Source organism: Ralstonia sp. AU12-08 (genome assembly GCF_000442475.1).
Classification (GTDB): Bacteria; Pseudomonadota; Gammaproteobacteria; order Burkholderiales; family Burkholderiaceae; genus Ralstonia; species Ralstonia insidiosa.
Genome location: NZ_ASZV01000003.1, coordinates 20043 through 45626, shown reverse-complemented (window position 1 = coordinate 45626; position 25584 = coordinate 20043). Strand labels below are relative to the sequence as shown.

Sequence of the window (25584 nt, the reverse complement as noted above, 5' to 3'; positions counted from 1 at the left end):
CAGTGCCAAAAAAAGGGTGTCAGGAAAAATGGGGCGGATTATGAAAAGGGATGGAATACCCTGCCTTTTCCGCGCTTTGTTTTTTTGGGCGGGACACTATTATTTAAAGCATGGAAGCGATGCCGCGGCAGCTATGTGCCCGTCGCTTCGTGGGTCGGTTCTCCTCTCTGGAACAGATCGACACGGTCCAGAGATTTCAACCCGCGCCTCGTCAACTGAGCGCGGGTTTTCTTTGGGCACCGTACAGGCGCTCAGGCAAATCGCGCAGAGCGCTCTTCAGTTTTCCGCTGGCGTGCCGTTGTGGATAAGGTCGAAACGCGTGTAGGCTGCATTTCCTGTCGCAGTCGCTGACCAAGCAACCGTATCCCCGATGAACCGTTCTCATCCGGCCGATGCCGGAGCCCTTCCTGTTGACGCAGAGCTGGCCCCTGAGGCCATGCTGCGCCCGGCAACGGCACCTGTTCCTCCGGCGCAGACCGCAGCCGAAGCGCAGGCTACGGGCACGGATTTCGATGCGCTGGCGCGACTGTCGTCCGACGCCGTGCTGCTGACGGTGGAGGGGCGTGTCGTGCGAGCCAACCCAGCTGCTGCGCGCTTGATGAATGCGCAGACGCCGGAGCAGCTTGAAGGTGCGCAGCTTGCCGGCCTGATCCACCCAGATGATGTGGGCCAGGCCGTGCCGCATCTGGCGCGCATGGTGAGCGGTGGCTTGGGTGCCCAGCCCGTCGAGCACCGCTTGGTGCGGGTCGACTACACCCATGTGCTGGTTGCAAGTGAAGCGGCTGCGTGCGAGCACGAGGGGCAACCGGCAGTGATGCTGGTGCTGCGTGAAGCCGGCTCGCGCCACGCGCTTGAGCGCCACGCCGTACAGGCCCGTGCTGAAGCCTTGAAAGCACGCCGCCTGCTCGCCTCGGAGAACGCCGTGCTTGCGCAACTCGCGTCCAATGCGACGCTGTCAACAGTGCTGCGCCATTTGTGCCTGTACGTCGAACAGGTCTATCCGAATGCCATGGCGGCGGTGATGCTGCTTGCTGAGGGCAACCCGGACGAAAGCCTGACCCTGCGTGTGGCCGCTGCGCCCACGTTGCCCGCGGCCTACGCTGCCACGCTGGAGAACTCGCCCGTCGGCCCTGATGCCGGCGCGTGCGGTTGCGCGGTCTACCTGGGGAATGCTGCGCTGATTGGTGACATCGCAACCGACCCGCGTTGGCAGCATGAGCGCACCGCAGCATTGGCTGCGGGCTTTGCGGCAGCCTGGGCGTTGCCGATCCGGTCTTCACGCGGCGACAAGCTGGGCGCGCTCACGCTGTTCTACCGTCAGCCGTGCTTGCCGAGCGAAGAAGAACTGAATTTCCTTGACGACGTGACCCACCTGGCCGGCGTCGCCATCCAGAAAGACACCATTGAGCGCGGCCTGGCCGAGAGCGAGGAGCGCTATCGCCTGGCCATCTCGCACTTGAACGAGGGCGTGCTGATCCAGAACCTGGACGGCGTGGTGCTGGCAGCCAATGCCAGCGCCGAGCGCATCCTGCGGGTGCGTGCCGGGCAACTGGTTGGGCGCAACCGCCTGGATCCGCTGCAGCGCGTGATCGACGAAGACGGCAACGAGATCGCGCACGATGTCCTGCCTTCACAACTCGTCAAGCGTAGCGGCGAGCCGATCCTGGGGCGGGTCTATGGCCTCCTGCTCAAGACCGGCGAGTTGGTCTGGATTCGCGAGAACATCATTCCGATCCGCCGCCATGGCGAGCCGGTGCCCAGCAGCATCATGCTGTCGTTCGCCGATATCACCGACATCAAGCGCGCCGAGCAGCGCCTGCGCCATCTTGCTGCGCACGATGCGCTCACCGGCCTGACCAACCGCAGCTTCTTCATCGCCCACCTGGATGCCGCCATTGAGCGGGCGCGTGACGAAAGCCGCGAGCTTGGGTTGTTCTTCCTGGATCTGGACCGCTTCAAGAGCGTGAACGACACCGCCGGCCATGCCTGCGGCGACACGCTGCTGCAGAGCGCGGCCGCACGGTTGACGGACTGCATTGGCCCCGGCGACGTGATCGCCCGCCTGGGCGGCGACGAGTTTGTGATCCTGATTGAGCAGCGCGTTGAGGGTAAGCGCATCGCGCTGCTGGCCGAACGTTTGCTGCTGACCATGCGCGAGCCGTTTGATACCGTCAACGGGCGCTACTACCTGGGCGTGTCGATTGGTGTGGCGCTGTATCCGCACGATGGGATTTCGGGCTCCGACCTGCTGCGTTCGGCCGATGCTGCCATGTACCGCGCCAAGCAGAATGGCCGCAACCGTGCGCAGTTCTACACGGCCGAGCTCAACGCCCGCTTGCAGCGCCGTTACCTGCTGGAAAACGCGCTGCGCGACGCGCTCGAGAACAACGAGTTGCAGCTCGTCTACCAGCCCAAGTACGACCTGGCCAGCCACCGCATCGTTGGTGCAGAGGCGCTGCTGCGCTGGAACAGCACTAAGCTGGGCGCCATCTCGCCGGTCGAGTTCATTCCGGTGGCCGAGGAGACTGGCCTGATCGTGCCGATCGGCGAATGGGTGCTACGCCGCGCGTGCGAACAGGCTGTGACGTGGTACGAGGCACTGGGTTATGACTTCCGTATGGCGGTCAACTTGTCAGCGCGCCAGTTCCAGGCCGGTGATGTGGTGCCGATGATCGAGCAGACGCTGGCTGAGGTCGGCTTGCCGCCCACTGCGCTGGAAGTGGAAATTACCGAAAGCCTGCTGATGGGAGGCGCCGACGAAGTCCGCCCGATGTTCGACGCGCTTACCGCGCAGGGCATCCGTATTTCCATCGACGACTTCGGCACGGGGTATTCGTCGCTGTCGTATCTGCAGCGCTTCCCGATCAGCAACGTGAAGATCGACCGCTCGTTCATCACGGGCATTCCGCATGACCCGGATTCGGTGGCGCTGACCGAGGCCATCGTCGCCATGGCGCGCGCCCTCGGTATGACCGTCACGGCCGAAGGTGTGGAAGATGCCGACCAGGTGGAGTTTCTCGCCAAGGCCGGCTGCCAGGAAATCCAGGGCTACTACATCGGCAAGCCCGTGACGGCGGAAGGCTTCGACCGGCTGCTGCGGGCGCACCTCTCGGTGGTGGATGCCGGGGTGCGCGCGGCCCGTGGCTGAGTACGCGGTCGACCGTTCGGGCTGACTGTTCGCGCCAGCCTTCCTGCCATTCGTCGCAAACTGCTCCTGTGCGCGGAATGCGGCGCCTAAGCTGGCGTCATTCCAACAGGGAGACCGCCATGCTCGAATCGATCACCTCCATCGTGTCGCATACGCCCGGCTGGGTGTTCGTGGTGTTTGCCCTGCTGATTGCGCTTGGCCTGCGCCAGACGCAGCCACGCGTGGTGTCGCGCCGGCGGCTGATCGTGCTGCCGCTGGTGGTGGCTGCGTACTCGTTCTACGGTGTGGTGATGGCGAGCCACGGCAGCGCGCTCGCGCTGGCTGCATGGCTGGCGGCCATTGCAGCGGCCTTCCTGCTGACGCGCCTGATGCCGCCCAGCGGCGCCGTCTCCGAATCAGCTGCCACCGTGCGTGTGCCCGGCAGTTGGGTGCCGATGGTGGTGATCCTGGGCCTGTTCACTGCGCGTTACGCTTACAACGTGATGCTGGCGATGCATCCGGATGTGCTGCAATCGGCCAGCTTCATGGCGCTGTTCAGCGCGCTGTTCGGGTTTCTGGGTGGGCTGCTGCTCTCGCGCTCGGTGCTGATGCATGTACGTACGCCGCGACTGATGGCGGCTTGAGCTCGCCTTGCCTGACGATGCGCCGATCTGCCCTCGATCGGCGCGACCCGATCCCAATCGGCGTTAACATCCGCATGTTGCAATCTCCATCCAATACGAGACGACATGCTGGAACTCGACGGCACCATCTGGCTGCGCGCCGGTGAAGACAACTGGGGCGGACACGGTCGCATCGAACTGCTGTCCGCCATTGGGCAGACAGGTTCCATCACGGCGGGTGCCAAGGCCGTGGGCCTTTCCTACAAGGCTGCCTGGGACGCCATCGACACCATGAACAACCTGGCCGGCGAGCCGCTGGTGGTGCGTACCACGGGCGGCAAGGGCGGTGGCGGCAGCGTGCTGACGCCGCGTGCGCAACGGCTGATCGATAGCTTCCGCGTGCTGGAAGCGGAGCACCGCCGCTTTGTCGAGCGCCTGGATGCTGCCGCTCAGGCCGCCAGCGAAGACCTGAACGTGCTGCGCCGCCTGATGCTGCGCACGAGTGCGCGCAATACGCTGTTCGGCACGGTGGAGTCCGTGGCCTCCGGTGCCGTCAATGATGCCGTCACGCTGCGCTTGCCCGGCGGTCAGGCCGTGGTGGCCACCATCACGCAGGAAAGCACGCAGACGTTGGGGCTGGTCCCGGGCGTGCAAGCTGTTGCGCTCATCAAGGCACCGGCCGTGATGCTGTTGCGCCGAATAGGCGATAGAACGGGCGACGGTATGGGCGAGTGGCGGCTCTCTGCGGAAAACCAGTTGCCGTGCGTGGTGACGGAAATCCGTGATGGCGCGGTGCAGGCTGAGGTGCGCTTGCGCCTGCTGGATGCGAACGCGACGTCTGCGGGGGGAACCGTGCTGGTGGCCATGCTGTCGCGCACCGCTGTTGAAACGCTGGCCCTGGCCGAAGGCGTGGAAGCCGTGGCCGTGTTCGAGGCGTCGAGCGTGATCCTGGGCTTGGCTTGAGCCAGAGTCTGAACCCCATGGCCGCGCCCAAAACACTGCTGATCGTCTATCACTCGATGACGGGCGGCACGCGGCAAATGGCCGAAGCCGCGCAGGCCGGCGCCGCCGCAGAGGGCAGCGTTGCCGTGCGCCTGCTCCAAGCCGCGCAGGCGGGCCCCGGCGACGTGCTGGCCGCCGATGGCTACCTGTTCGCGACGCCGGAAAACCTGGCCGCCATCAGCGGGCAGCTCAAGGATTTCTTCGATCGCAGCTACTACCCCGCGCTCGACCGCATCAACGGTCGCCCTTACGCATGCCTCGTTTGTGCTGGCAGCGATGGGCAGAATGCCGTGCGGCAGATCGAACGCATCGCCACAGGCTGGCGGCTGCGGTCTGTGGCTGAGCCGATCATTGTTTGCACCCATGCGCAGTCGCCAGAGGCCATCCTGGCGCTCAAGCAGATCGGTGCGGAAGACCTGGAGCGTTGCCGCGCACTGGGTGAAGCCCTGGCGACAGGGCTGGCGCTGGGCGTGTTCTAGGTGTCAACAGGCCCTAGGCCTGGCGGTTCGTAACCGCCGTCAGGTGCGGGTGCAGTGACAGTGGCGCCGCCTCGGGCATACGCACCGCATCGGCCACAACACGGCCATCGCGCAGTTCGAACACGTGGTCACCGAAGATCTCCACGTCCGCCGGATCGTGCGTGATCATCAGCATCGGTACATCCAGCCGCCGCTGCAATGCCGACAATTCCGAACGCATGCGTGTGCGCAAAGCCGGGTCCAGTGCGGCAAAGGGCTCGTCGAGCAACAGCATGGAGGGCTCGGCGATCAGCGCCCGGGCGAGCGCCACGCGCTGCCGCTGTCCACCGGAAATCTGCGTCGGGTAGTTGGCGGCCACCGCTTCCAGTTCGAAGGTGTCGATCCACTGTTGCACGCGTGCGTCGTGTTGTCGGCGTGATGGATTGAACCACCCGCGCTTGAGCCCAAAGCCGATGTTCTGCGCCACCGTCAGGTAGTTGAAGAGGGCGTAGTCCTGGAAGAGGTAACCGACGCGGCGCTCCTGTGTGCTGAGGTTGACGCCATCTGCGTGGTTGAACAGCGTGCGGCCATTCAGCACGATGCGGCCCCGGTCGGGCGTCATCAGGCCGGCGATGGCGCGCATGGCGAGGCTTTTGCCGGCGCCAGACGGGCCGTAGAGCACCACGCGTCGGCTATCGGAGCGCACGGCAATGTCCAGCGAGAACACGCGCGCAGCGCTCGTCAGCGTTTTCTGTACGACGAGATCCACCATCGCAGCAGGATGGGCGCTCATGCCGGTTGCTCCTGCAGGTTGGGTGCGCGCCCTTGCAGCAGGCGGCTAGCCACCACCAGCACCACGATGCACGTGAGCGAGGTGATCAGCACCAGCGTGTTGGCCGTGGCGTCGTCACCGGCCTGCACAGCTTCGTAGATGGCGACGGACAGCGTCTGCGTGCGGCCGGGCAGGTTGCCGGCAATCATGAGCGTGGCACCAAATTCGCCCAGTGCGCGTGCAAACGCCAGGAGCACTCCGGCGGCGATGCCTCGCGCAGCCAGCGGCAGGGTCACGCGAAAGAAGACGGCGGCTTCCGGCAGGCCGAGCACACGCGCAGCGTTTTCCAACTGGTGATCCACACCTTCAAATGCGGCGCGCGCTGACTTCATGACCAGCGGAAACGCCACGACGGTCGAGGCAACGACCGCCCCTTGCCACGTGAAGACAAGCTGGATGCCCATGCTGTCCAGCCACCCGCCGATCGTGCCGCGCCGGCCCAGCAACACCAGCAGGTAGTAGCCCAGCACCGTGGGCGGCAGCACCAGCGGCAGGGTCAGGACGGCGTCGATCAGGTCACGCAGGCGGCTGCGCGTGCGCGCCAGCCCGTAGGCTGCGCCTACACCCAGGATGAGGTTGAGGGCGGTCGCCCAGCCGGCCACTTTGAGCGAGAGCAGCAGGGGCGTCCAAACGGAATCGGTCATGCGGATGCGTGGTGTGCCAGCGGGCGCCCACTGGCGGGCGAAGGGGCAAGCGTGTGCTTCTAGCGCAATATAGGGTTGTTTATAACGGATGGTCAATCCGTTGCGCTTGATACCGCACATGAAACCCGAGAAATGCGTCTGGCCAGAGCTGTGGGTGGGGCGAAGGCGCGCGGGTTGGCGCCAGATAGACAGATGCGCCCTCGTCCATGCGGCTCCGGCCGGGCTGTGACCGAATGGAATCTCGTATTGGGGTTGTCCGGGGTTGCGTGGCGCCACGGTATACGGGTGGCTTATCAGCGCATCGCTCTGCAGCTGCGGTTTGCCAGCGCGAGATGACGTTCTATCAAAACAAATTGTCGTTCAATCAAAGGTATTTGAATTGGGACCCCCCGAACGGGTGGGGGTGACAGGCTGATATCGCTTTTGCATTCCTGTAAAATTCAATCGGTACAACTGCATTTGAAATCGAAAAAGAAGGCGCGTGGGCCTTCTTTGGTAGTGCTGTGTGAGCCACTTCGCTAATCCTGCTGTGGCAAGAAATTCAGATGCATTCACCGTTTTATGATGGATGAATTTTTTAAAGTATTAAATGCGCTGCGTGAAGCAGGCTAGGTAGTTCTTTGGGGGCGCTCTATTTGAAAAAGAGCATGGTGGTGAGGCGTAATTCTGTACCACGATAATTGGCGCTGTTTTCCGATGGTGGATGATGAAGGTGCCGGTATTGACCGGGCTGAGCGCGCATGCGGGTTGCCTCAAGGTGCTGGAAGTGGCGCGTAGTCAGGAATGGCGCGCAGTGCTGTCGCTGTTTTGCCGGGTATTCGGCGTGTATTGCGTCAAAATGCCGCGCATGACGGCCGGGGGCGTAAGAACGCAGCGGTGCATGGGGTTGTGCTTCATTGGTCGTTGCCTTCAAACAGATATTTCTGGTGGGTGCTCAAGGCGTTGCTCATTTCATGATCGGACCAGTATCCAGAGGCTGTGAAGCAGTGCTGGTTGAATAATCAACAATTGTTGGAAAACCAATGTTCCCTGCCGGTTGGCGAAGACGTGGCGGGAAATCTTGGGCTAGTATGCGCATCGCTGTACTCACCGAGACGCGCTGGTGCGCGGGCATCGGGGGGTATGAAAACAAGAAAGATAAGTAATCCAATAAATAAAAAGGTTTAAGCCTTGAGTTGGTGGTCGGACGATGTTGGTCTGGATCTATTGGTGACGGGGAAGGTTATGAAACAACGCACGACGGTGATGCTCCGCGAATCCCAGCAAGGGATTGCGGCGCTCACTTCCATCACACGGAAAGGGACGACGTCCCATTTGCCGACACACCCGTGCCGCTATGGCACGCGGGTCGACTTCTTGTTCGGCCCGAGCTGATTCTCCGCTGACGTTTTCCTGGCCCCGGGCGTGCTGTGCTCCCGGGTTGACTTGACGCGCGTCGCTGCGCGCCCGGTGTGGTGTTGCTGCCCCGGAGCGTCGTACGGCGGGCTGTACGTGAACAAGTCAACCGATCGATTGGCGATTGGGCCAAGCGCGATTGGGCCAAGCATTTCGGATAGGTGTTTAGCGCTAAATGCGCTCGCGGATGAGTTCTGCACGCCCGCGCTCAACCTTTCTGCTGAAGTCGTCGTGAGCCGGGTGATGGCCGCTGGCGTTGCATACGAACGCTGGTGCCCTGTAATGTCGCGCCCCGCTTGGATTGAGAACCGTGTCTGTTTCGCTTCGTGGCCAATGTCGGCCGCAGCGACGCATTTGTAAGAGAACGAATCCTGATGCCAACCAAGATCCTTTCCATCTTCGGTACCCGGCCCGAGGCCATCAAGATGGCGCCGGTCGTCAAGCAGCTTGAGCTGACGCCGGGCGTGGAGTCCATCGTCTGCGTGACGGGGCAACACCGCACCATGCTGTCGCAAGTGCTCGACCTGTTCGGCGTCCAGCCGCATCACGACCTCGCGCTGATGACGGGCAACCAGACACTCAACGGGCTGGCGTCACGGCTGATTGCTTCGATTGACGAAGTGCTCGCCATTGAGAAGCCGGACCGCGTGCTGGTGCACGGCGATACCACCACGGCCTGCGCCGCCGCGCTGGCTGCGTTCCATCGGCAGATCCCGATCGGGCACGTGGAAGCCGGCCTGCGCACCGGAAACCTCGCGCAGCCGTGGCCCGAAGAGATGAACCGCCGCGTGATCGACGTGATGAGCGACCTGATGTTCGCGCCAACGGAGAGCTCCCGGATCAACCTGCTGGCCGAGTCGCTGGGGGGGCGCATCATCGTGACCGGCAACACCGTGATCGACGCGCTCTATCTGAGTGCCGCGCGCATCGACACCGATGCCGCGCTGCGTGTGCAGTTGGATCAGACGCTGGCGTTTCTCGATCCGCAGCAACCCGTGGTGCTGGTGACCGGTCACCGTCGCGAGAACTTCGGTGCGGGCTTTGCCGAGATCATCGCCGCGCTGGGCGATCTTGCGCGCAGCAACGTCGCGCAGATCGTCTATCCGGTGCACCTCAACCCCAACGTCAGCGGGCCGGTGCGGCAGGCGCTCAGCAGCGAGCCCAACGTGCACCTGATTGAGCCGCTGGACTACCTGACCTTTGTGCGCCTGATGCAGCGATCGGCCGTCATCCTGACCGACTCGGGTGGCATCCAGGAAGAGGCCCCGGCGCTGGGCAAACCGGTACTGGTGATGCGCGACGTGACCGAGCGCCCCGAGGCGATCGCAGCCGGCACGGTGCGCCTGGTCGGCACCCAGCGCGAAACGATCGTGCGGGAGACGCGTACGGTGCTGGAGTACCTGGCAATCGGCGAGACCTTCGCTGGCCGCTCCAACCCGTACGGCGACGGCCAGGCATCGGCCCGCATCGTAGCGGCGCTGATGGGGCAGCCGTTCAATGAGTTCAATCCTGACGGGCCCGGCCGCACCTCTGTGGGTGCCGCCGTCCGCGAGCCTTTGCTGCGGTAAGGCGCTATCCATCATTGCGAGACTATCGACGTGAATTCTGAACGTTCTCCTCGCCGCATGACACGCGCTTGCGTCGCGACGTTTGCGGTTGCCCTGCTGGTTGCGGGCCGTGTCCAGGCGGCTCCCGACGAGCTTGGCGCGGCATTGGCCCAGCTTTCTCAAGGGCGTGTCGTGACGCGCAGCTTGTCGCTGGCAGACGTGGGCGTGCGCGAGCCGCTGGTGCTGCAGGCGCCGGATGCCATTCGCGAGCTGTACCTTCCGGTGCCCGCCAACCTGCCGATCTCCGATGCGACGCTCCAGTTGGATGGCGGCTACATGCGTGCAGACGGTGGCCGCACCACCATGCTGGTGTCGCTGGATGGGGCGCCGGTGCTGGCGCGCGGCTTTACCCAGTTTCAGGGCGATGCTGTGGCCAGCCTGGGTGTGGACGGCGGCCCGCGGCCCACAGGTTTTGTCCGTCTGGGGCTGCAGTGGTCGTCCATCATCAACGACACCATCTGTACCGACCAGACGGCCATTGGCAACGTGCTGCGTATCGCCCCCACGTCGCGGCTGACGTACCGCTTCGATCCGGCTGCGGTCAAGGACCTGCGCACCGCGTGGAGTGCATTGCCGACGGCGCCGACGGTGGCGCTGAGCGCAAACAAGGTCGGTGCCCCTGCGTACGACGTGAGCTGGCGGGCGATCGCGCTGCTCCAGGCAGAGAACAAGCGCCCCGCAGTGCGTGCATGGCCCGTTGTGGGCGATACGGTTGACCTGACCGGTGTGAGCGTGCCCAAGACATTGCAGGCCGCGCCTGCATTCGCGGCGCTGGCGGCTGGCGGCCAGCGCAAGCTGGCCAACCCGGCGGAGGTGGGCGCGTTCGTGCTGCTGGCCTCGCGCTCGGCATTCGCACCGGACATCGTGGTGGCGGATGACGCGTTGCGCGGGAGCCTGAAAGCATCGCTGGATGCACTGCGCGCGCAGGTTGCCGCGGTCTCCGCGTCGGGTGCGGAGGCCTTTGACCAATGGCGTGCACAGACCTGGGCACCCATCACCGAGCCGCTGGCGGCGGGTGAGGTTCGGCTTGCGCATCTGCCCGGGCAGGTCGTGATCGTGACGGGCGACGTAGGCGGGGTGGCGGCGCTGGCGGCGGCATGGCGGCCGATCGATGCGTCCAACCAGATCGTGGTGCACCAGTTGGAGGGCGCACCACATGCCTACGGTGACAAGGTTGCGCTGGCGCTGCTGGGCGGCGAGCCGCGGACGATGGAGGTGCTGGGCCGTGCAACGTGGGATGCCAGCTTTGACCTGAGCACCGTCTCCGGCCAGGGCAAGCTGCCGGGCGAAGTGGTGCTCGACGTTGCGGCGGCACCGTCGGCCAGCGTGAGCGGCCAGGTGGCGTCGGTCTATTTCAACGGCATGCTGATCGGCTCGGAGCTGCTCAAGCAGGATGGCCGCGTGCAGCGCATCACGGCGCGCATTCCGCGCTACGCGCTGGGCGCATCCAACCTGCTGCGCGTGCTGTTCCAGCGCCCGCCCGAAGACGGCTGCCGTGCGCGTCTGCAAGGCTATCCGGTGGCCGTGCTGCCGAGCAGCCACGTGACGCTGGAAACCGCCAGCCTCGACCCCGATTTCACCGGCATGGTGGCGCGCTTTGCCTCGCAGGCCAACGTGATCGTGCCGACGGCCTATCTGGGCGATGCAGCGGCAACGCTGCCGCGTGTCGCACGCCTGGCCAATGCCGCCGGGATCGCGCCCACGCGCAGCCAGCTCACCGCCGTGGCGGATAACGAGGCGGCTGCGCCCAAAGACACCTTCCTGGCAATCGACGTGCCCCTGCGCGACGAGACCGGCCGCGCCGTGCTGTCGAAAGACCGTCTGACACTGACGACGGCGTCCGACAAGCTGCTGGCCGATGTTTCGGGCCTGACCAATCTCGGCATCGTTCAGGTGGCGAAGGCGGGCAGTGCGACCGGGGTGGTCTACCGCACGGTGGGGCCGGTGGCGCCGGTATTGCCGGCGACGCTGCGTCTGTCGCGCGGCGACGTGGCGGTGGTGGCCAGCGACGGCATCGCCCGCGTGTTCGACACGCTGCACCCCGGTGAAGTGCTGCCCAGCGATGTCGACCGTCCGCGCCTGACCAAGAGCTTCTGGTCGTGGGCAGGGCCGGGCATCGTGGTGGTGGTGTTCCTGATCCTGCTGGGCGTGGCGGGCTACGCACGCCGGCGTCGTCAGTCCAAGTCGTGACGTTCGACGTTATCCAATGGTATGCGGGCCACTTGCTGGCCCAGTACTACCACGGGCTGGAGTTGCTGGCCATCGTGGTGGCGGTGCTCATCCTGATCTCGAGCCTCGACGATCTGTTCATCGACGTGTGGTACTGGGTGCGCGAGGTCTACCGCTTCTTCACGGTCAAGCGGGTGTACACGCCGCTGACGGCTGAGCAGCTCAAGGCCCGCGCTGAGCAGCCGATCGCCATCATGGTGCCGGCATGGCTGGAGTACGACGTGATCGCGGCCATGATCGAGAACATGGTCAGCGTGATGGACTACCGCAGCTACATGGTGTTTGTCGGCACTTACCAGAACGATGCGCAAACGATCAATGAAGTGGAGCGCATGCGCCGCCGCTACAAGCAGTTGCGCCGCGTGGAAGTGCCGCACGATGGCCCGACCTGCAAGGCCGACTGCCTGAACTGGGTCATCCAGGCCATCTTCAAGCACGAGCGCGATCACAACATCGAGTTTGCCGGCGTGGTGCTGCACGACAGCGAGGATGTGCTGCATCCCCTGGAGCTGCGTTTCTATAACTACCTGCTGCCGCGCAAGGACATGATCCAGTTGCCGGTGGCGTCGCTCGAGCGCAACTGGTTCGAGCTGGTGGCCGGCACCTACATGGACGAGTTTGCCGAGTGGCATGGCAAGGACCTCGTCGTGCGCGAAAGCCTGGCCGGCACGGTGCCGTCGGCCGGTGTCGGGACGTGCTTCTCGCGGCGCGCGCTGCTGGCGCTTGCGGCTGAGACCGACAACCAGCCCTTCAACACCGAAAGCCTGACCGAGGACTACGACGTGGGTGCGCGGCTGGGCAAGATGGGCATGCAGTCCATCTTTGCGCGCTTTCCCGTGCAGTTCAGCATGCGGCGCAAATCGTGGTTCGGGCTGGGGCCGGAGCGTGATTTCACGCTCACCATGCCGCTATGCGTGCGCGAGTTCTTTCCGGATACCTTCCGCACGGCTTACCGCCAGCGGGCGCGCTGGGCACTGGGCATCGGGCTGCAAGGCTGGAAGCAGACCGGCTGGACCGGCGGCCCCGCCAACCGGTACCTGCTCGCGCGTGATCGCAAGGGCATTGTCACCGCGTTCGTCGGCATTCTGGCGTATGTGCTGATCGTGCAGTTTCTGCTGTTTGCGCTGGTCGACCAGTTTGGATGGATGCCCGAGCTGATCGCCTCGCCGCTGTCGAAGTACGAATGGCTGGGCACGCTGCTGTGGTTCAACGCCATCGCGCTGACGCTGCGTGTGGTGCAGCGGGTGTACTTCGTCACCCAGCTGTATGGGTGGGAGCACGGGGTGCTGTCGGTGCCGCGCATGATCGTCGGCAACTTCATCAACTTCATGGCGGTATCGCGGGCGTGGAAGATGTTCCTCACCCACCTCATTACCGGCAAGCGGCTGGCATGGGACAAGACCATGCACGATTTCCCTTCGGAGGACGGCTTTACCGGCGAGCGCCCCCGCTTGGGCGAACTGCTGGTGACGTGGCAGGCGATCGGGCAGGAGACCCTGGACCAGGCGCTGCAAGACGCGCATGCCCGTCAGGCGCCCCTGGGCCGTGTGCTGATGGCCAAAGGCTGGCTGGACGACGAAACGTTGGCCGAGGCGATCGCCTTCCAGGCCGATCTTGAGCGCGGTGCGCTCGACCTGGCGCAGCTGCGCGCGCATGCAGACCTGCTGCCGCTTGACACCGTGATCCGCCACCGCGTGCTGCCCCAAGGTGAAGATGCTGCGGGGCGCGTGGTGTTGCTGGTCGCCAGCCCACTGCAGGATGCCGAGCTTGCACAGGTGTCCGCCCAACTGCAGCGCGAGGTGGTGCAGCGGATCGTGCGGGAAGGTGAGATTGCCGTAGGCCTGCGTCAGTTGCGTGGTGTGAACGTGGCGGACGTTGGCGCACTGGCGGCCAATGCACCGCAGTTGGGCCACGTGGATGGCCCGACTGCTGTGCGCGGCGTGCCGTTGTTGGGCGATCTCCTGATCGAGCGCGGCCATGTTCTGCGCGAAACCTTTGACGCCACGCTGCGCGACTACAGCCCCCACCGCGATGGCCGCATTGGCGACTACATGGTGAGCCGCGGCGTGATCTCGCACGAGGCACTGGATGACGTGATCAAGGAGCAGCACCGCCTGGGCGGCGTGCTGGCGGCAGCGGCATGAAGCAACGGAAGACAACCCTCGCACGCCCTGCACGCAACTTGCGGCCGCGCTGGTCGGCACGACTGGCCATGACCGCACTGGCGGGCGCACTGTGTGCGCCGGCACTGCTGCATGCGCAGACGAACGGCACCAAGCCGCTGCCATTGGCCGGTGCTGCCTACCGCGTCGCGCAGCAGGCCTACGATGCGTGCAAGCGCCGTGCGTACAACAGCTGCGTCGCGCTGGCGCGCGAGGCGATTCGGCAGCGTCCTGATGTGATGTCGCTCCATCTGCTGCTGGCGGATGCGCTGGCGGCGCAACGGCAGTATGCGGAGGCAGGGCGCGTACTCAATGGCGCCACCGCACGTTTTGGCGCGGACAGGCAGCTTGCCGAACAGCGCAGGCGCGTTGCAGCCTTGCGGGCGCCCGCCAATGCGGCCGGGCACGCGCAGGCCAAGGACGAGGAGGGCGGCGCCTTGCTGACAGGCGCAGCACTGGACGCCGCCCAGAACGCTTACAAGGCCTACAACGCCAAGGATTTTGCCGGCGCCGCGCGCTACGCCAACGAGGTGATTGCGCTGCGCCCCGACCTGAAGCGTTTTCGCCTGTTGCTGATCGACGCCTCCAGCGCCGCCGGCGATGACGCCGCCGCCTGGGATGCCGACATGGCCGCCGTCCAGCAATTTGGCGACAGCGAACCACTGCGCATCCGCCGCGAGTTCATCGGCGTCGGCCTGGGCATGAAGGTGGCGGAGGACGCGCTCAACGCGCGTCAGTCGGGCGACACAACGCGCGCCATCGCGCTGGCACGCCAGGCGGTGGTCTATGCACCGGCGCGTTTTGACTACCGCCTGCAACTCATCGACGGGCTGCTCGCCACGGGTGATCTGGCTGGCGTGGAGCGCGCCATGGACGACGCCATCGCCTACGACGATACCGAGATCATGGCCTGGACGTTGCGCGGCTACGCGCGCGCGGCACAAGGCAAGTCGGAGGCAGCAAACGCTGACCTGGCACAGGCGCTCAAGCAGGCCGATGCCACGGCTGCGGTGCGGCGTTCGATGCAAACCATTGCTGCCGACATCTGGCTGGCCCAGGGCGAGCCGCAGCGCGTGATTGACGTGCTTGGCGATCTCAAGCCGATCGACGACGACACGGATTCGCTCATCACGATGCGGGTACACAGCGCGCGGCGGCAATTGGCAACGACTACCGCGCCAGCATCGTCTGCCGAGGAGACCGCACAACGCGTGGCCGTGGCAGCGCGTCCGGTGATCGACTGTGCCGCCAGCGAGTTCGGGTCGGACTGCGATCTGTACCCGGCAGACCCGGGCTTTGCGCCGGCACAGGCCTCCGCCCGGGCTGCAGAAGCAAAAGACACCAAGGCGGCGCTTGAGTTCGCCCGTCAGGCCGTGCAGGCGGCGCCGCAAGACGCGCAGCACCGCGTTGATCTGGTCAATGCACTCATCGACGCCAAGCAGGAGCGGGCGGCGACAAGCGAATCGAAGGCGATCGTTGAGGACGGGCTGCTCGACGCCTTGCCACCGCTTTCCGCTGCATACATCGCGCAGCGGGCAGGCGAAGACCAGACCGCTTCCGATTTGTTCGAACGCGCGGACAAGATCACGCCGCTGTCCATTGACGAGCGCACCGATGCCGCCTATTCGGCCCTGGCAGCGCGCCGCAACCAGCTTGCCATTGCGCATCTGGAGCGCGCCATCGATGCCGGCCTGGAGCCGCCAGAGGGCGACGATCCGCCGCCCACGCCCCAGGCCATGCTCGACATGCGCGAGGCCCATGCCGACGCCACGCGCAACTGGGGCTTTGACGCGACGCTCAGCTACCGTGGCGGCGGCATGCCGTCAGGCCCGCTGCTGACCACCACGCCCGGCGATGCCAACGCCTGGCAGGCGGGCGTGGAGGCATACTGGCGCCCGTTCGGGCCGCTGGGTGACCGGATGTTTGAAGTCTATGCACGCGCTTTCGAGAGCTTTGGCGTCAAGGGTGGCGAATCCAGCGGTGCCCAGACGCTGCAGGCTTCAGTGGGCGCGCGCGTCAAGCCGTTCAGCGATCTGAATGTGATCTTCGCCCTTGAGCGCGTGATCCCGATCGGCTCGGCCGCCAACGGGGATTGGCTGGCGCGCACCGCCTATTCCGACGGCTTTGGCACCGAACGCCGCATTGACGTCCCATCGTGGTGGACCGGCCGCGTTTACGCAGAGGCCGGGCGCTACCTGCAGGCCGGCACCAACTACGCCACCGCCAACGCCGAGTTCGGCCGCACCTACCGCATCGACAGTGTCAGCTCGCGCTGGACGGTGTTCCCGTACGTGGTTGTCGGTGCGGACTACGACAGCAGTATCAACAGCAGCGTGCCGATCGGCGCAGGCGTGGGGGTGTCCACACGCTATGTCTTCCGGGAGAGCAAGTACGACGCACCACAGTCGTACGTCGACGTGTCCTTGCAATACCGCTTCAAGCTGGCCGGCGACGACCGTGCCCGCGGAGTGTTCTTCAACGCCATCTATTCCTACTGATCCTATGCAACGTCGCATGACATTGACCGACCTGATGCGCGCGCTGGGCATTGTGCTCGTGCTGGGTGCGCCCGCTGCCGCGCACGCCGCCGCGCAGGATGTTGCCAGCCTGTACGGCCCGCAGCCGCCCGCCAACGCCACGTATGTGCGCGTGGTCAACCTGGCCACGCAACCCGCCCGCGTGACGTTGCCGGGTAGCGAAGCCGCCCAAACGCTGGCAGCCGGCGCATCGACGCGCCTGAGCGTCGTGACCCCAGGTACGCCGCTGCGCGTGACGGTCGATGGGCGCGAGCCCGTGCAGGCAACCGCCGCGGATGCCGCAGGCGCAGTGTCGGCCAGTGACGCCACTGCCGGCCAGGCCATTACCGTGATGCTCACGCGGGAGTCGCAAGGCTGGCGCGCCACACGTGTGGCCAATCCGCAGGAGCGTCTGGATGCCATGCGCGCCACGCTGCGCGTCTACAACGTTGCGGGCGGCGCCTGCGCGGGGAAGATCGCCGTGGCCGACAACGGCCCGACCGTGTTTGCGCAGGTGCCCGCTGGCACGCAACAGGCCCGCGCCATCAACCCGATTGCCGCTCGCCTGACGGGCAGCTGCGGCAATGCCACGACGGCGCCGCTGCAACTGCCCACGCTGGCCGCGGGTGACAGCTACAGCCTGTTCCTGGCCGGCGATGCTGCCAAGCCTGTACTCACCGGCGTGCGCGATGACATCGCCTGGCCGCCCGCCAAGAAGTGAATCTCACCACCGAATCTGAAGGCCACTCCATGACCGTATCGCTTCGTTCACCGCTCGGCTCCGACAGCCAATCCATCGATGCCCGCCGCCGCCGCGTGCTGTTCTCGCTGGGCGCCGCACCGCTGGCCAGTGCACTGGCCGGGTTGCCGAGCCTCGCCCTGGCCGTCCAGGGTGCACAAGCGCCTGCCACGAAGGCGCAGACCATCATCGAAGGGCGTGATCGCTGGCTGTTCCCCGGTTGGGAAAGCCTGACCGACGACGATACCGCCGGTTGTCTGCAAGCGCTCGATCTCATCCGCAAGGCGGCGGACAAGCTCAGCGCCGCCGATATCCGCACGGTGATCGTCATCGCGCCGCTCAAGGCCCGTGCCTATGCCGACAAGCTGCCCGATGGCATGACGCTGTCACCGGCGGTGAAGGGGCGCTACGCCGCACTGGCGGCTCATGCCGGCAAGATCGGGCTCGACATGGTCGACGCAGAGGCGGCCATTGCCACCGTCAACCCGACCGACGACACCACATTCATCCGCGCCGACTATCACTGGTCCGCACGTGCCGCCGAGGCCAACGCCGCCGCAACAGCCAAGCTGCTGCAAGCGCGCGGCTTGTTTACGGAGCGCACCGGTGGCGGCACCCGGCTCGGCAAATGGACGGAAGAGATCAGCTACGGCGATCTGGCCGACCTGCTGCCGCCGGAAAAGAAGAAGGCGGTCGGCAAGGACCACTTCTTCGTTCGCCAGGCCGGCAACAACAAGGACTTGCTCGATAGCGCACCCTCCCTGGTGCAGGTGGTCGGCAACAGCATGGTGCAGCCGTACCTCGGTTTTCCGCAGAAGTTGTCGAACGCCATCGACAGCCCCGTCGGCCTGACCTGGACGTTCGGCAACGTTGGCCCGTGGAAGACGCTGCTGAACTATCTGGAGTCGCCCGCGTTCAAGTCCGCCAAGATCAAGGCGCTGGTCTGGCAGTTCAATGAAGGCCAGATGATGAACGGCCCGAATGCGGCAACGCAGTGGGATGCCGCTTCGATCATGGCGGAAGACGCGTGGCTCGCCCGCCTGGACAAGGCACTCGCGCGATGAGCGACGGGCTCGCACGTTCTTCTGCAACTGCGCTGCCCGGCCAGGAGCCGGCAGAGGCTGCGCCGCCGGATCGGTCTGCGTTCTGGCACCGGGCGTTGGCTTGGGCCGTGGCGGTGCTTCTGGTCGCCGGCCTTGGCATGGCGGTGGTTGCACTGGTCCGACAAACTGACAACGGCGAGCCGTTCAAATGGGCCGGGTGGCGTGACGGCACCCTGGGCCACCAGATTGAAGGTGCCATCGACGTGCCGTACGCACGCACGCTGCACCGTTGGCAGGCTGCACTGCGCTATCGCGTGCTGGGCGATCTCGGCCAGCAGGTGCGCGAGGGCTGCCCTGGCTGGCTCTTCTACGCCGATGGATTGCGCCCGCCCCCCGCTGCGGCCGGGCAGGTGCGGCAGGTGGGCGTGCCGGGTGCCGATGCATTGCTCGATGCCCGCATCGCGACGTTGCACCGCTATGCCGATGCCCTGCGCAAAGACGGTATCCGCTTGGTGGTTGTGACGGTGCCCGACAAGGCGCGCGTTGAAGCGCAGGCCCTCTGCGGCTTGCATCAGGACGGCCGCATGACGCAGCGCCTTGCCGGATGGCAGCAGGCGCTGGACGCCGCTGGTGTCGCGCGTGTGGAACTGCTGCCCGCATTGCAGCAGGCAAGCCCCGCGTACTTCCGCACCGATGTGCACTGGAACGCCAGCGGTGCGCAGGCGGCCGCCAACGTGATCGGCGCGGCCGTGCTGCCGTTGCTGGGTGGGCGGGGCGAGGCACGCTTCGAGCACCAACAGGCAGCAGCAGAGCCCCGCGTTGGCGATCTGCTCACGCTCAGTGGTCTGGGCGATGTGCCCGACGCATGGCGCCCGGCGCCCGATCTGGTGGCCGCGCAGACCATCAGCGCGGTGCATTCGGGCGGCCTGCTTGATGACGCACCGCCGGTCGAGGTCATGCTGGCGGGCAGCTCGTTCTCACGGCGCAGCGAGTTTGCAGGCCGACTGGGCGAACAGCTTGGCTGCGAGGTCTGGAACGTGAGCCTGGACGACGGCCAGTTCGACCGTGCCATGCAAGCCATGTGGGACAAGCGCGCAACGTGGCCCAAGAGTGTGCGCGTGCTGGTGTGGGAGATGTCGGAAGACGCGCTGCACCTGCCGGTCAAGACCCTCCCCAACGGCGCCAGCCATTGAGGCCGAGATGCTATTCAACTCGTTCATTTTCCTGACGCTGTTCCTGCCGTTTTCGATTGCCGGCTACTACCTGCTGGGTGCGCGCTCGCCGCGTGCGGCGTCAGTCTGGCTGTGCGTGGCGTCGTTCCTGTTCTACGGATGGTGGAACCCGTCGTTCGTGCTGCTGCTCACGTTGTCGATCGCGTTCAACTTTGCGATGAGCTGGCTGATCCTGAGCAACCCGGCGGGCTCGCGCGCGCGCCGCGCTTGGCTGGCCTTCGCCATCGTGGTCGATCTGGCCGTGCTGGTGCGCTACAAGTACCTGGCGGCGTTGATTGGAGTCGTGGTGAACGCGGCCGACATCATGCCCGCCGGCTGGGTTGCCGTGGCGATGGAAGATGTGGCACTGCCGCTGGGCGTGTCGTTCTTCACCTTCACGCAGATCGGCTATCTGCTCGACTGCAATGCGGGCATCGTCAAGGAGCGCGATCCGCTGGGCTTTATCCAGTTCGTCACGTTCTTCCCGCACCTGATTGCCGGGCCGATCCTGCACCACAAGGAAATGATGACGCAGTTCGCGCGCCCCGAGACGTATCGGCTGCGTGCGGAGAACCTGTCCATCGGCCTGACCATGTTCACCTGCGGGCTGGCCAAGAAGCTGCTGCTGGCCGATGCAATTGCGCCGTATGCCGACCTGGGCTTTGCCGCGCCGCACGAGCTGCAGATGCTGGCCGCCTGGGGCGCTTGCCTGGCCTATGCGATGCAGCTGTACTTCGACTTCTCGGGCTACTCCGACATGGCGATGGGGCTGGCGAAGATGTTCGGGGTGCGCTTCCCGCTCAACTTCAATTCGCCGTTCAAGGCCGGCAGCATCATCGAGTTCTGGCAGCGCTGGCACATGACGCTCACGCGCTACCTGACCAGCTACCTCTACTACCCGATGGCGATGCGCATCAACCGCGCACGCATGACCAGCGGCAAGTCGACCGGGCGCTTGGCGCAGCGCTCGGTGGGCGGCTTTGCGGCCACCGTGGCGGTGCCGACCTTCTACACCATGGGGCTGGCAGGGGTGTGGCACGGGGCAGGGCTGCAGTACCTCATCTACGGCTTGCTGCATGCGGGCTTCCTGAGCGTCAACCATGGCTGGCGGGCGTGGCAGGCTGCGCGTGCGCCGGCCGGTGCACCGGCGCAGCCAGCACCGCCGACGCCGCTGCGGCATGCGGCCAATGTGCTGCTGACTTTCTTTGCGGCGCTCGTGGCGTTCATCTTCTTCCGTGCCCACGGCGTGCATGACGCGCTGCAGATGCTGGGCGGCATGATTGGCCTGCGCGGCATCGAGCCGCTGGGCTGGCCCGCCTGGGGCGAGGCCGGCATGAGCGGCCTGGAGTGGCTGCGCATCGTGCTGGGCCGCTCCATGCTGGCGCTGCAGATCGTGGTGATGCTGGCCATCGTCTGGTGCCTGCCCAACGTGCATCAGTGGATGGGCCGTTTTTCGCCCGCGCTGGAGCGTCCTGCCAATGCAGCGGCTGCGCGCTTTGGCTGGCACCCCTCGCTGCGCTGGGGCGTGGCCATCGTCGCACTGCTGCTGTTCTGCATGGCGCAGCTGCACGGTGAAGTGCGCTTCCTCTATTTCCAATTCTGACCGCGCTTAGTCGCAACCATGACCATGACTCAAACCGAAACCCTGCTGGCCGATGTAAAGGCGCTTGTCGAGAACGTCGTACTCCGCACGGTCGAACCCGACACGCCGCTGATCGAAATGGGGCTGGTCGATTCCGTACTGGCGGTCGAAATCGTGATGGCTGTCGAAATGCAGTTTGGCGTGCGTGTGCCGCCCACGGAGATTGCCGAGCATCTGGCCTCGGTCAACGCGCTGGCGGCGTATATCCAATCCAACAGATAGGAGAGGGCGATGCGGTTCGATCTCAATACGGGTACGTTCGTCGATACCGGGCTGCGGCCCGACCAGGATGCGGTGATCGGTGCCGATCGCACGCTCACCTGGCAGGCGCTTGCCGAAGAGGCGGCTGCGTGGTGCGCACAGGCACGCGAGGCCGGTTTTGCTGCCGACGTGCCGGTCATCGTGCGCGGGCACAAGGAAGCCGCCTTCTTTGTGGCGATTGCCGGCGCGCTGATGCTGGGTGCGCCCTTCGTGCCGCTCGACACGATCTACCCCGATGAGCGCATGGACCGCATCGCGCGCACGCTGGGCGCGCATGCCTACTACGATGCGCGCACCGCTACGTTCGAGCGCCTGCCGTATGCCAGCCATCCGCAGCCGCTGCAGGAGAAGGGCCTGGCCTACGTGCTGTTCACCTCGGGCACCACGGGCGAACCCAAGGGCGTGCAGATCGGCCGCGAAAGCGTGCATACCCTGGTTGACTGGATGGCGCATGACTTTGCGCTCGGCACGGCACCGGTGTTCCTGAATCAGGCGCCGTTCAGCTTCGATTTGTCGATGTACGAGGTGATGGCGACACTCGCGCTGGGCGGCACCGTAGTGCTGGCCTCGCGCGAGGCCATTACCCAGGGCGATGTATTCCTGAAGATGCTGGCCGCGCACGGCGTGACGACGTGGGTCTCGACCCCGTCGTTTGCGCAACAGCAATTGCTGCAGCCGGATTTCTCGGGGCAAGGCCTGCCGACGCTCGACACCTTCCTGTTCTGCGGCGAGGTGCTCCCGGTCACACTGGCACGTCACTTGCGCCAGCGTTTTCCAAAGGCGCGCATCATCAACACCTACGGCCCCACCGAGGCCACCGTGGCCACCACCTGGATCGTGGTGGACGATGCGATGCTTGCCGGCGCAGACAAGTTGCCCATCGGCTATCCCAAGCGCGGCAGCGAGGTCTTCGTGCAGGACGGTGAGCTGTGCATTGCTGGGCCGCATGTGATGCGGGGTTACCTCAATCGGGAAGACCTCAACGCCACACGCATGTTTTCGCACAATGGCACGCGCGGTTTCCGCACGGGCGACCTGGGGGCGGTGGATGAACTCGGCCGCCTGTTCTGCCATGGCCGGATTGACGACCAGGTCAAGGTGGGCGGCTACCGTATCGAGTTGCTGGAGATCGATGCCGCGCTGGGCAAGCTGCCCGGTGTGCAGAGTGCAGCAGCGGTGCCGTTGCGGCGGCCCGATGGGTCGGTGGCGCGTATTGTCGGTTTTGTGCAGCCTGCCTCAGGCGATGCGCACTCGCCGTTTTTACCGCAAGACTGGAAGGCATCGTTGGGTGAGGCGCTGCCGCCGTATATGATTCCGTCGGAGTTGATTCCGCGGCAAACGTTGCCGGTGTCCGTCAACTTCAAGATTGATCGCGCCAAGCTGGCGCAGGATTACCGTGACATGCAACTCAACCCGAGCCGCCCAACCGAGGGCAAGCACAATGGCTGAACGCCGTCCTTCCTGGCGATGCGCCGCGCTGGTCGTGGCGCTGGCCCTGTCCGGGTCGTTGACGGGCGGGGCGGTCGCGCAGGAGCTCGCCGGCGAGCCGCTGGCACAGGGCGTCGTCTGGCAGCCGGATGCCCTGCACAAGAACCCGCGGGGCACCTGGGACAGGCTCGGTGTCAGCAACCTGCTGGTGCAATGGACGGCCGTGGACGATGCCACCTTCGTGTCCGGTGCCCGGCCGTCGGCGGTGGCACATGCACCAGACTGGTCGCGCATTGCGGCCGAGCCCTGGGCACGCAACGTCATCGTCGGGCTGGCTGGGGCATTTGATGAAACCTGGGCACGCGCCCACGTTGAAGAGCTTGCCGAGCGCTCGCGAAACCTAGTGTCGGTGCGCCCGCCCGTCAATGTCGAGGGCTGGTACTTCCCGGTGGAAGTCGATCCCACCTGGAAAGACATGGCGCGGCTCAAGCGCGCGCTGGACCGGTTGCCGCGCCCGCTGTGGATCAGCGTGTACGACCATAGCGAGCTTGGCGCCCAGCAATTTGCCGACTGGGTTGCACGCTGGCTGCCTGCCGATGTGGGCGTGTTCTGGCAGGACGGTTGCGGTGCATTCAAGCGTGATCCGGGCACTGCGCGTGCCTACGCCAATGCGTTGGCTGGACGATTCGGCACCGAGCGCGTACGCGTGATTGCCGAGGCGTTCCGCCCCAAGCGCCGCGGCGGTTTCCGTCCCGCCACCGCATATGAGTTGGCGCCACAACTGGCGCACTACCAAGGCTTCAAGGTCTACCTGTTCGACGGGCCGCACTACGTGTCGCCAACGCTCGTCGATGGGCTGCTCAAGCACCCGCTGCGCAATACGCCGGGACTGGCCCTAGAGGTGCCGCAGCCACCTGCGAAGATCGGTTCGGGGCAGGATTCGTAAGCGCTCGGGATCTCGTGGCGACGCACTCGCTGGGGCCGGTGGGCTTGGGCGAGGGCTGAGTGTCTGGAAACAGCGGCAATCAGGCACAGAAGCGTTCGGAAAAAAAACGCGGCCGAAGCCGCGCAGAGTCTCGCTTTCCAGAGAGAGAGAGGAAACGAATCCTTACTGCTGCGCCACCGTAGCCGGCTTTGCCTGTTCTGTCGGCAAATCACCCCATCCACCGCCGAGCGCCTTGATCAGCCCCACCGTCGCATTCACGCGGCTGCCGGCGAGCTGCACGCCGATGCGTTGGGCAGACAGCATATTGCGCTCGGCATCGATCACATCCAGGTAGTTGACCGAGCCCGCGTTGTAGCGCGTGCGCGAGAGCTGCGCGGCACGCGAAGAGGCACGCACGGCATCGTCCTGGGCTTTCGATTGATCAGCCAGCAGGCGCAGTTCCGACAGGTTGTCCTCCACCTCGCGGAAGGCGACCAGCACGCTTTCACGGTAGTTGGCGACGTTCTCTTCGTACGCGGCACGCGCCTGCTTCACGCCCGCACTGCGTGCACCGCCGTCAAAGATCGGCAGCGACAGCGCCGTGCCCACCAGCGGCCCGAGAATCCACGTGCGGCTGCCCCACTTGAGCAGATCACCGATGTCGTGCGACTCATAGCCGAAGCCGCCCGTGAGCTGCAGCTGCGGGAAGAACGCTGCACGCGCCACACCGATGCGTGCGTTGGCCGCAGCCATCGAACGTTCTGCCGCGGCCACATCGGGGCGGCGCTCCAGCAGGGCAGAAGGCAGGCCAGCTGGCACGCGCACTTCAGCGGCCTGCAGCGGGTCAGTGCCCATCGTGAAGTCGGCCGGTGCCTTGCCCAGCAGGGTTGCCAGCGCGTGTTCGAGCACGGCGCGACGGCGCTGCACGCCGATGCGGTCGGAACGTGCCGTGGCCAGTTCGGCGTCGGCACGCGCGACATCCAGCTCGCCAATGTCACCGGTATTGAAGCGGCGCTGCACGAGCTTGAGCGCTTCTTCGCGGCCGACTAGGGTACGGGCGAGCAGCGCCTCTTCCGCATCGAGCGTGCGCAGGCTGAAATACGTCTGCGCCACGTCAGCTTGCAGCGACAGCCGGGCGGCGCGGTACAGCGCTTCGACACGCTCGGCATCTGCACCGGCCGCGTCGATGTTGTTGCGCACGCGGCCGAACAGGTCGACCTCATACGCTACCGTGGCCTGCGCACGCCAGTACGTCTGCGGCTGGACGGGCGCGCCCACCGGCAAGCCCGCGGATGCTGCGGAACCCCGCTGGCGCGTCGGGCCGAAGCCCGCATCCAGTTCCGGGAACAGCGATGCACGGTTGGCTTGCACAAAGGCGCGCGCCTGGTTCACGCGCGCCGCTGCCGCGGCCAACGTGGGGCTGGCTTCCCCGGCCTGCGCTTCGAGCTTGTCGAGCGTCGGGTCGTTGAAGACCTTCCACCACGCACCGTCGGCGGGCAGGGAAGGCTCGGCGGTCTTCCACTTGCCTTGTTCGCCGGCGGCCAGCGGGGCATCTGCGGTTGCTGATGCTTCCTTGAAAGCTGTGGGCGTGCCCACATCCGGCTTCTCGTAAGTCGGCGCGAGCGAGCAGGCCGCGAGGAACAGCGCGGCAGCCAGTGCCAGCGGGGTCCAGCGGCCAGGCCGCGTGGCCTGACCTGTGTGTTGTTTGAACGCGTTCATAGCGATGTCTTGATTAGTGTT

The 25584-nt window shown here is 65.6% G+C and carries 18 protein-coding genes; 15 read left to right on the top strand and 3 right to left on the bottom strand.

All coding sequences use genetic code 11. From position 1 onward, the window contains the following. The first annotated feature begins 370 nt into the window (after positions 1-370). The 4 genes from C404_RS31340 (at position 371) to C404_RS31325 (ending at position 5231) form a co-directional block, all read left to right on the top strand. On the top strand, positions 371-3148 hold the full coding sequence (locus C404_RS31340) for a sensor domain-containing protein (RefSeq protein ID WP_031328665.1): 2778 nt from the start codon (positions 371-373) through the stop codon (positions 3146-3148). A gap of 119 nt (positions 3149-3267) precedes the next feature. After that, positions 3268-3771: a DUF6622 family protein gene (locus C404_RS31335; RefSeq protein ID WP_021192623.1), complete on the top strand. Its 504-nt coding sequence runs from the start codon at positions 3268-3270 to the stop codon at positions 3769-3771. 105 nt (positions 3772-3876) lie between these two features. Then, complete coding sequence (locus C404_RS31330; protein ID WP_021192622.1) at positions 3877-4713, top strand: TOBE domain-containing protein; 837 nt, start codon at positions 3877-3879, stop codon at positions 4711-4713. A 17-nt stretch (positions 4714-4730) separates the two neighbouring features. Then, on the top strand, positions 4731-5231 hold the full coding sequence (locus C404_RS31325) for a flavodoxin family protein (protein WP_021192621.1): 501 nt from the start codon (positions 4731-4733) through the stop codon (positions 5229-5231). A gap of 13 nt (positions 5232-5244) precedes the next feature. Here C404_RS31325 and C404_RS31320 read toward each other — a convergent pair whose 3' ends face one another. Continuing rightward, the gene (locus tag C404_RS31320; RefSeq protein ID WP_021192620.1) at positions 5245-6003 is read right to left on the bottom strand and encodes a sulfate/molybdate ABC transporter ATP-binding protein; all 759 of its coding nucleotides are present in this window, start codon (positions 6001-6003) and stop codon (positions 5245-5247) included. Continuing rightward, positions 6000-6686: a molybdate ABC transporter permease subunit gene (gene modB, locus C404_RS31315; RefSeq protein WP_021192619.1), complete on the bottom strand. Its 687-nt coding sequence runs from the start codon at positions 6684-6686 to the stop codon at positions 6000-6002. Before modB ends, C404_RS31320 begins: the two co-directional genes overlap by 4 nt. Before the next feature lie 1769 nt (positions 6687-8455). Between modB and wecB the strand changes: the two genes are divergently transcribed. From wecB to C404_RS31260, 11 genes are all read left to right on the top strand, one after another. After that, on the top strand, positions 8456-9649 hold the full coding sequence (wecB, locus tag C404_RS31310) for a non-hydrolyzing UDP-N-acetylglucosamine 2-epimerase (RefSeq protein ID WP_021192618.1): 1194 nt from the start codon (positions 8456-8458) through the stop codon (positions 9647-9649). Positions 9650-9706: 57 nt separating this feature from the next. After that, on the top strand, positions 9707-11878 hold the full coding sequence (locus C404_RS31305; protein WP_021192617.1) for a cellulose biosynthesis cyclic di-GMP-binding regulatory protein BcsB: 2172 nt from the start codon (positions 9707-9709) through the stop codon (positions 11876-11878). Beyond that, complete coding sequence (locus tag C404_RS31300) at positions 11875-14061, top strand: glycosyl transferase family protein (RefSeq protein WP_021192616.1); 2187 nt, start codon at positions 11875-11877, stop codon at positions 14059-14061. Before C404_RS31305 ends, C404_RS31300 begins: the two co-directional genes overlap by 4 nt. Before the next feature lie 68 nt (positions 14062-14129). After that, positions 14130-16577: an NfrA family protein gene (locus tag C404_RS31295; protein ID WP_031328659.1), complete on the top strand. Its 2448-nt coding sequence runs from the start codon at positions 14130-14132 to the stop codon at positions 16575-16577. Between the two features lie 16 nt (positions 16578-16593). Then, entirely contained in the window at positions 16594-17316 is a 723-nt protein-coding gene (locus tag C404_RS31290) for an alginate O-acetyltransferase AlgF (protein WP_021192614.1), read from the top strand. Positions 17317-17345: 29 nt separating this feature from the next. Beyond that, the gene (locus C404_RS31285; protein WP_021192613.1) at positions 17346-18398 is read left to right on the top strand and encodes an alginate O-acetyltransferase AlgX-related protein; all 1053 of its coding nucleotides are present in this window, start codon (positions 17346-17348) and stop codon (positions 18396-18398) included. Next, positions 18395-19570, top strand: coding sequence for an alginate O-acetyltransferase AlgX-related protein (locus C404_RS31280; protein WP_021192612.1), 1176 nt, complete (start codon positions 18395-18397; stop codon positions 19568-19570). Before C404_RS31285 ends, C404_RS31280 begins: the two co-directional genes overlap by 4 nt. 7 nt (positions 19571-19577) lie before the next feature. After that, complete coding sequence (locus C404_RS31275; protein WP_021192611.1) at positions 19578-21191, top strand: MBOAT family O-acyltransferase; 1614 nt, start codon at positions 19578-19580, stop codon at positions 21189-21191. A 24-nt stretch (positions 21192-21215) separates the two neighbouring features. Continuing rightward, positions 21216-21452 (top strand): acyl carrier protein, encoded by a 237-nt coding sequence (locus tag C404_RS31270; RefSeq protein ID WP_031328656.1) that lies wholly within the window; start codon positions 21216-21218, stop codon positions 21450-21452. Positions 21453-21461: 9 nt separating this feature from the next. Next, a complete protein-coding gene (locus C404_RS31265) occupies positions 21462-22940 on the top strand; it encodes a D-alanine--poly(phosphoribitol) ligase (RefSeq protein ID WP_021192609.1) in 1479 nt (492 codons plus the stop codon). Next, positions 22933-23865, top strand: coding sequence for a hypothetical protein (locus tag C404_RS31260; protein ID WP_021192608.1), 933 nt, complete (start codon positions 22933-22935; stop codon positions 23863-23865). The genes C404_RS31265 and C404_RS31260 overlap by 8 nt, the downstream gene beginning before the upstream one ends. Before the next feature lie 162 nt (positions 23866-24027). Here the strand turns inward: C404_RS31260 and C404_RS31255 are convergent, their stop codons facing one another. Continuing rightward, a complete protein-coding gene (locus tag C404_RS31255; protein WP_021192607.1) occupies positions 24028-25563 on the bottom strand; it encodes an efflux transporter outer membrane subunit in 1536 nt (511 codons plus the stop codon). Positions 25564-25584 lie beyond the last annotated feature (21 nt).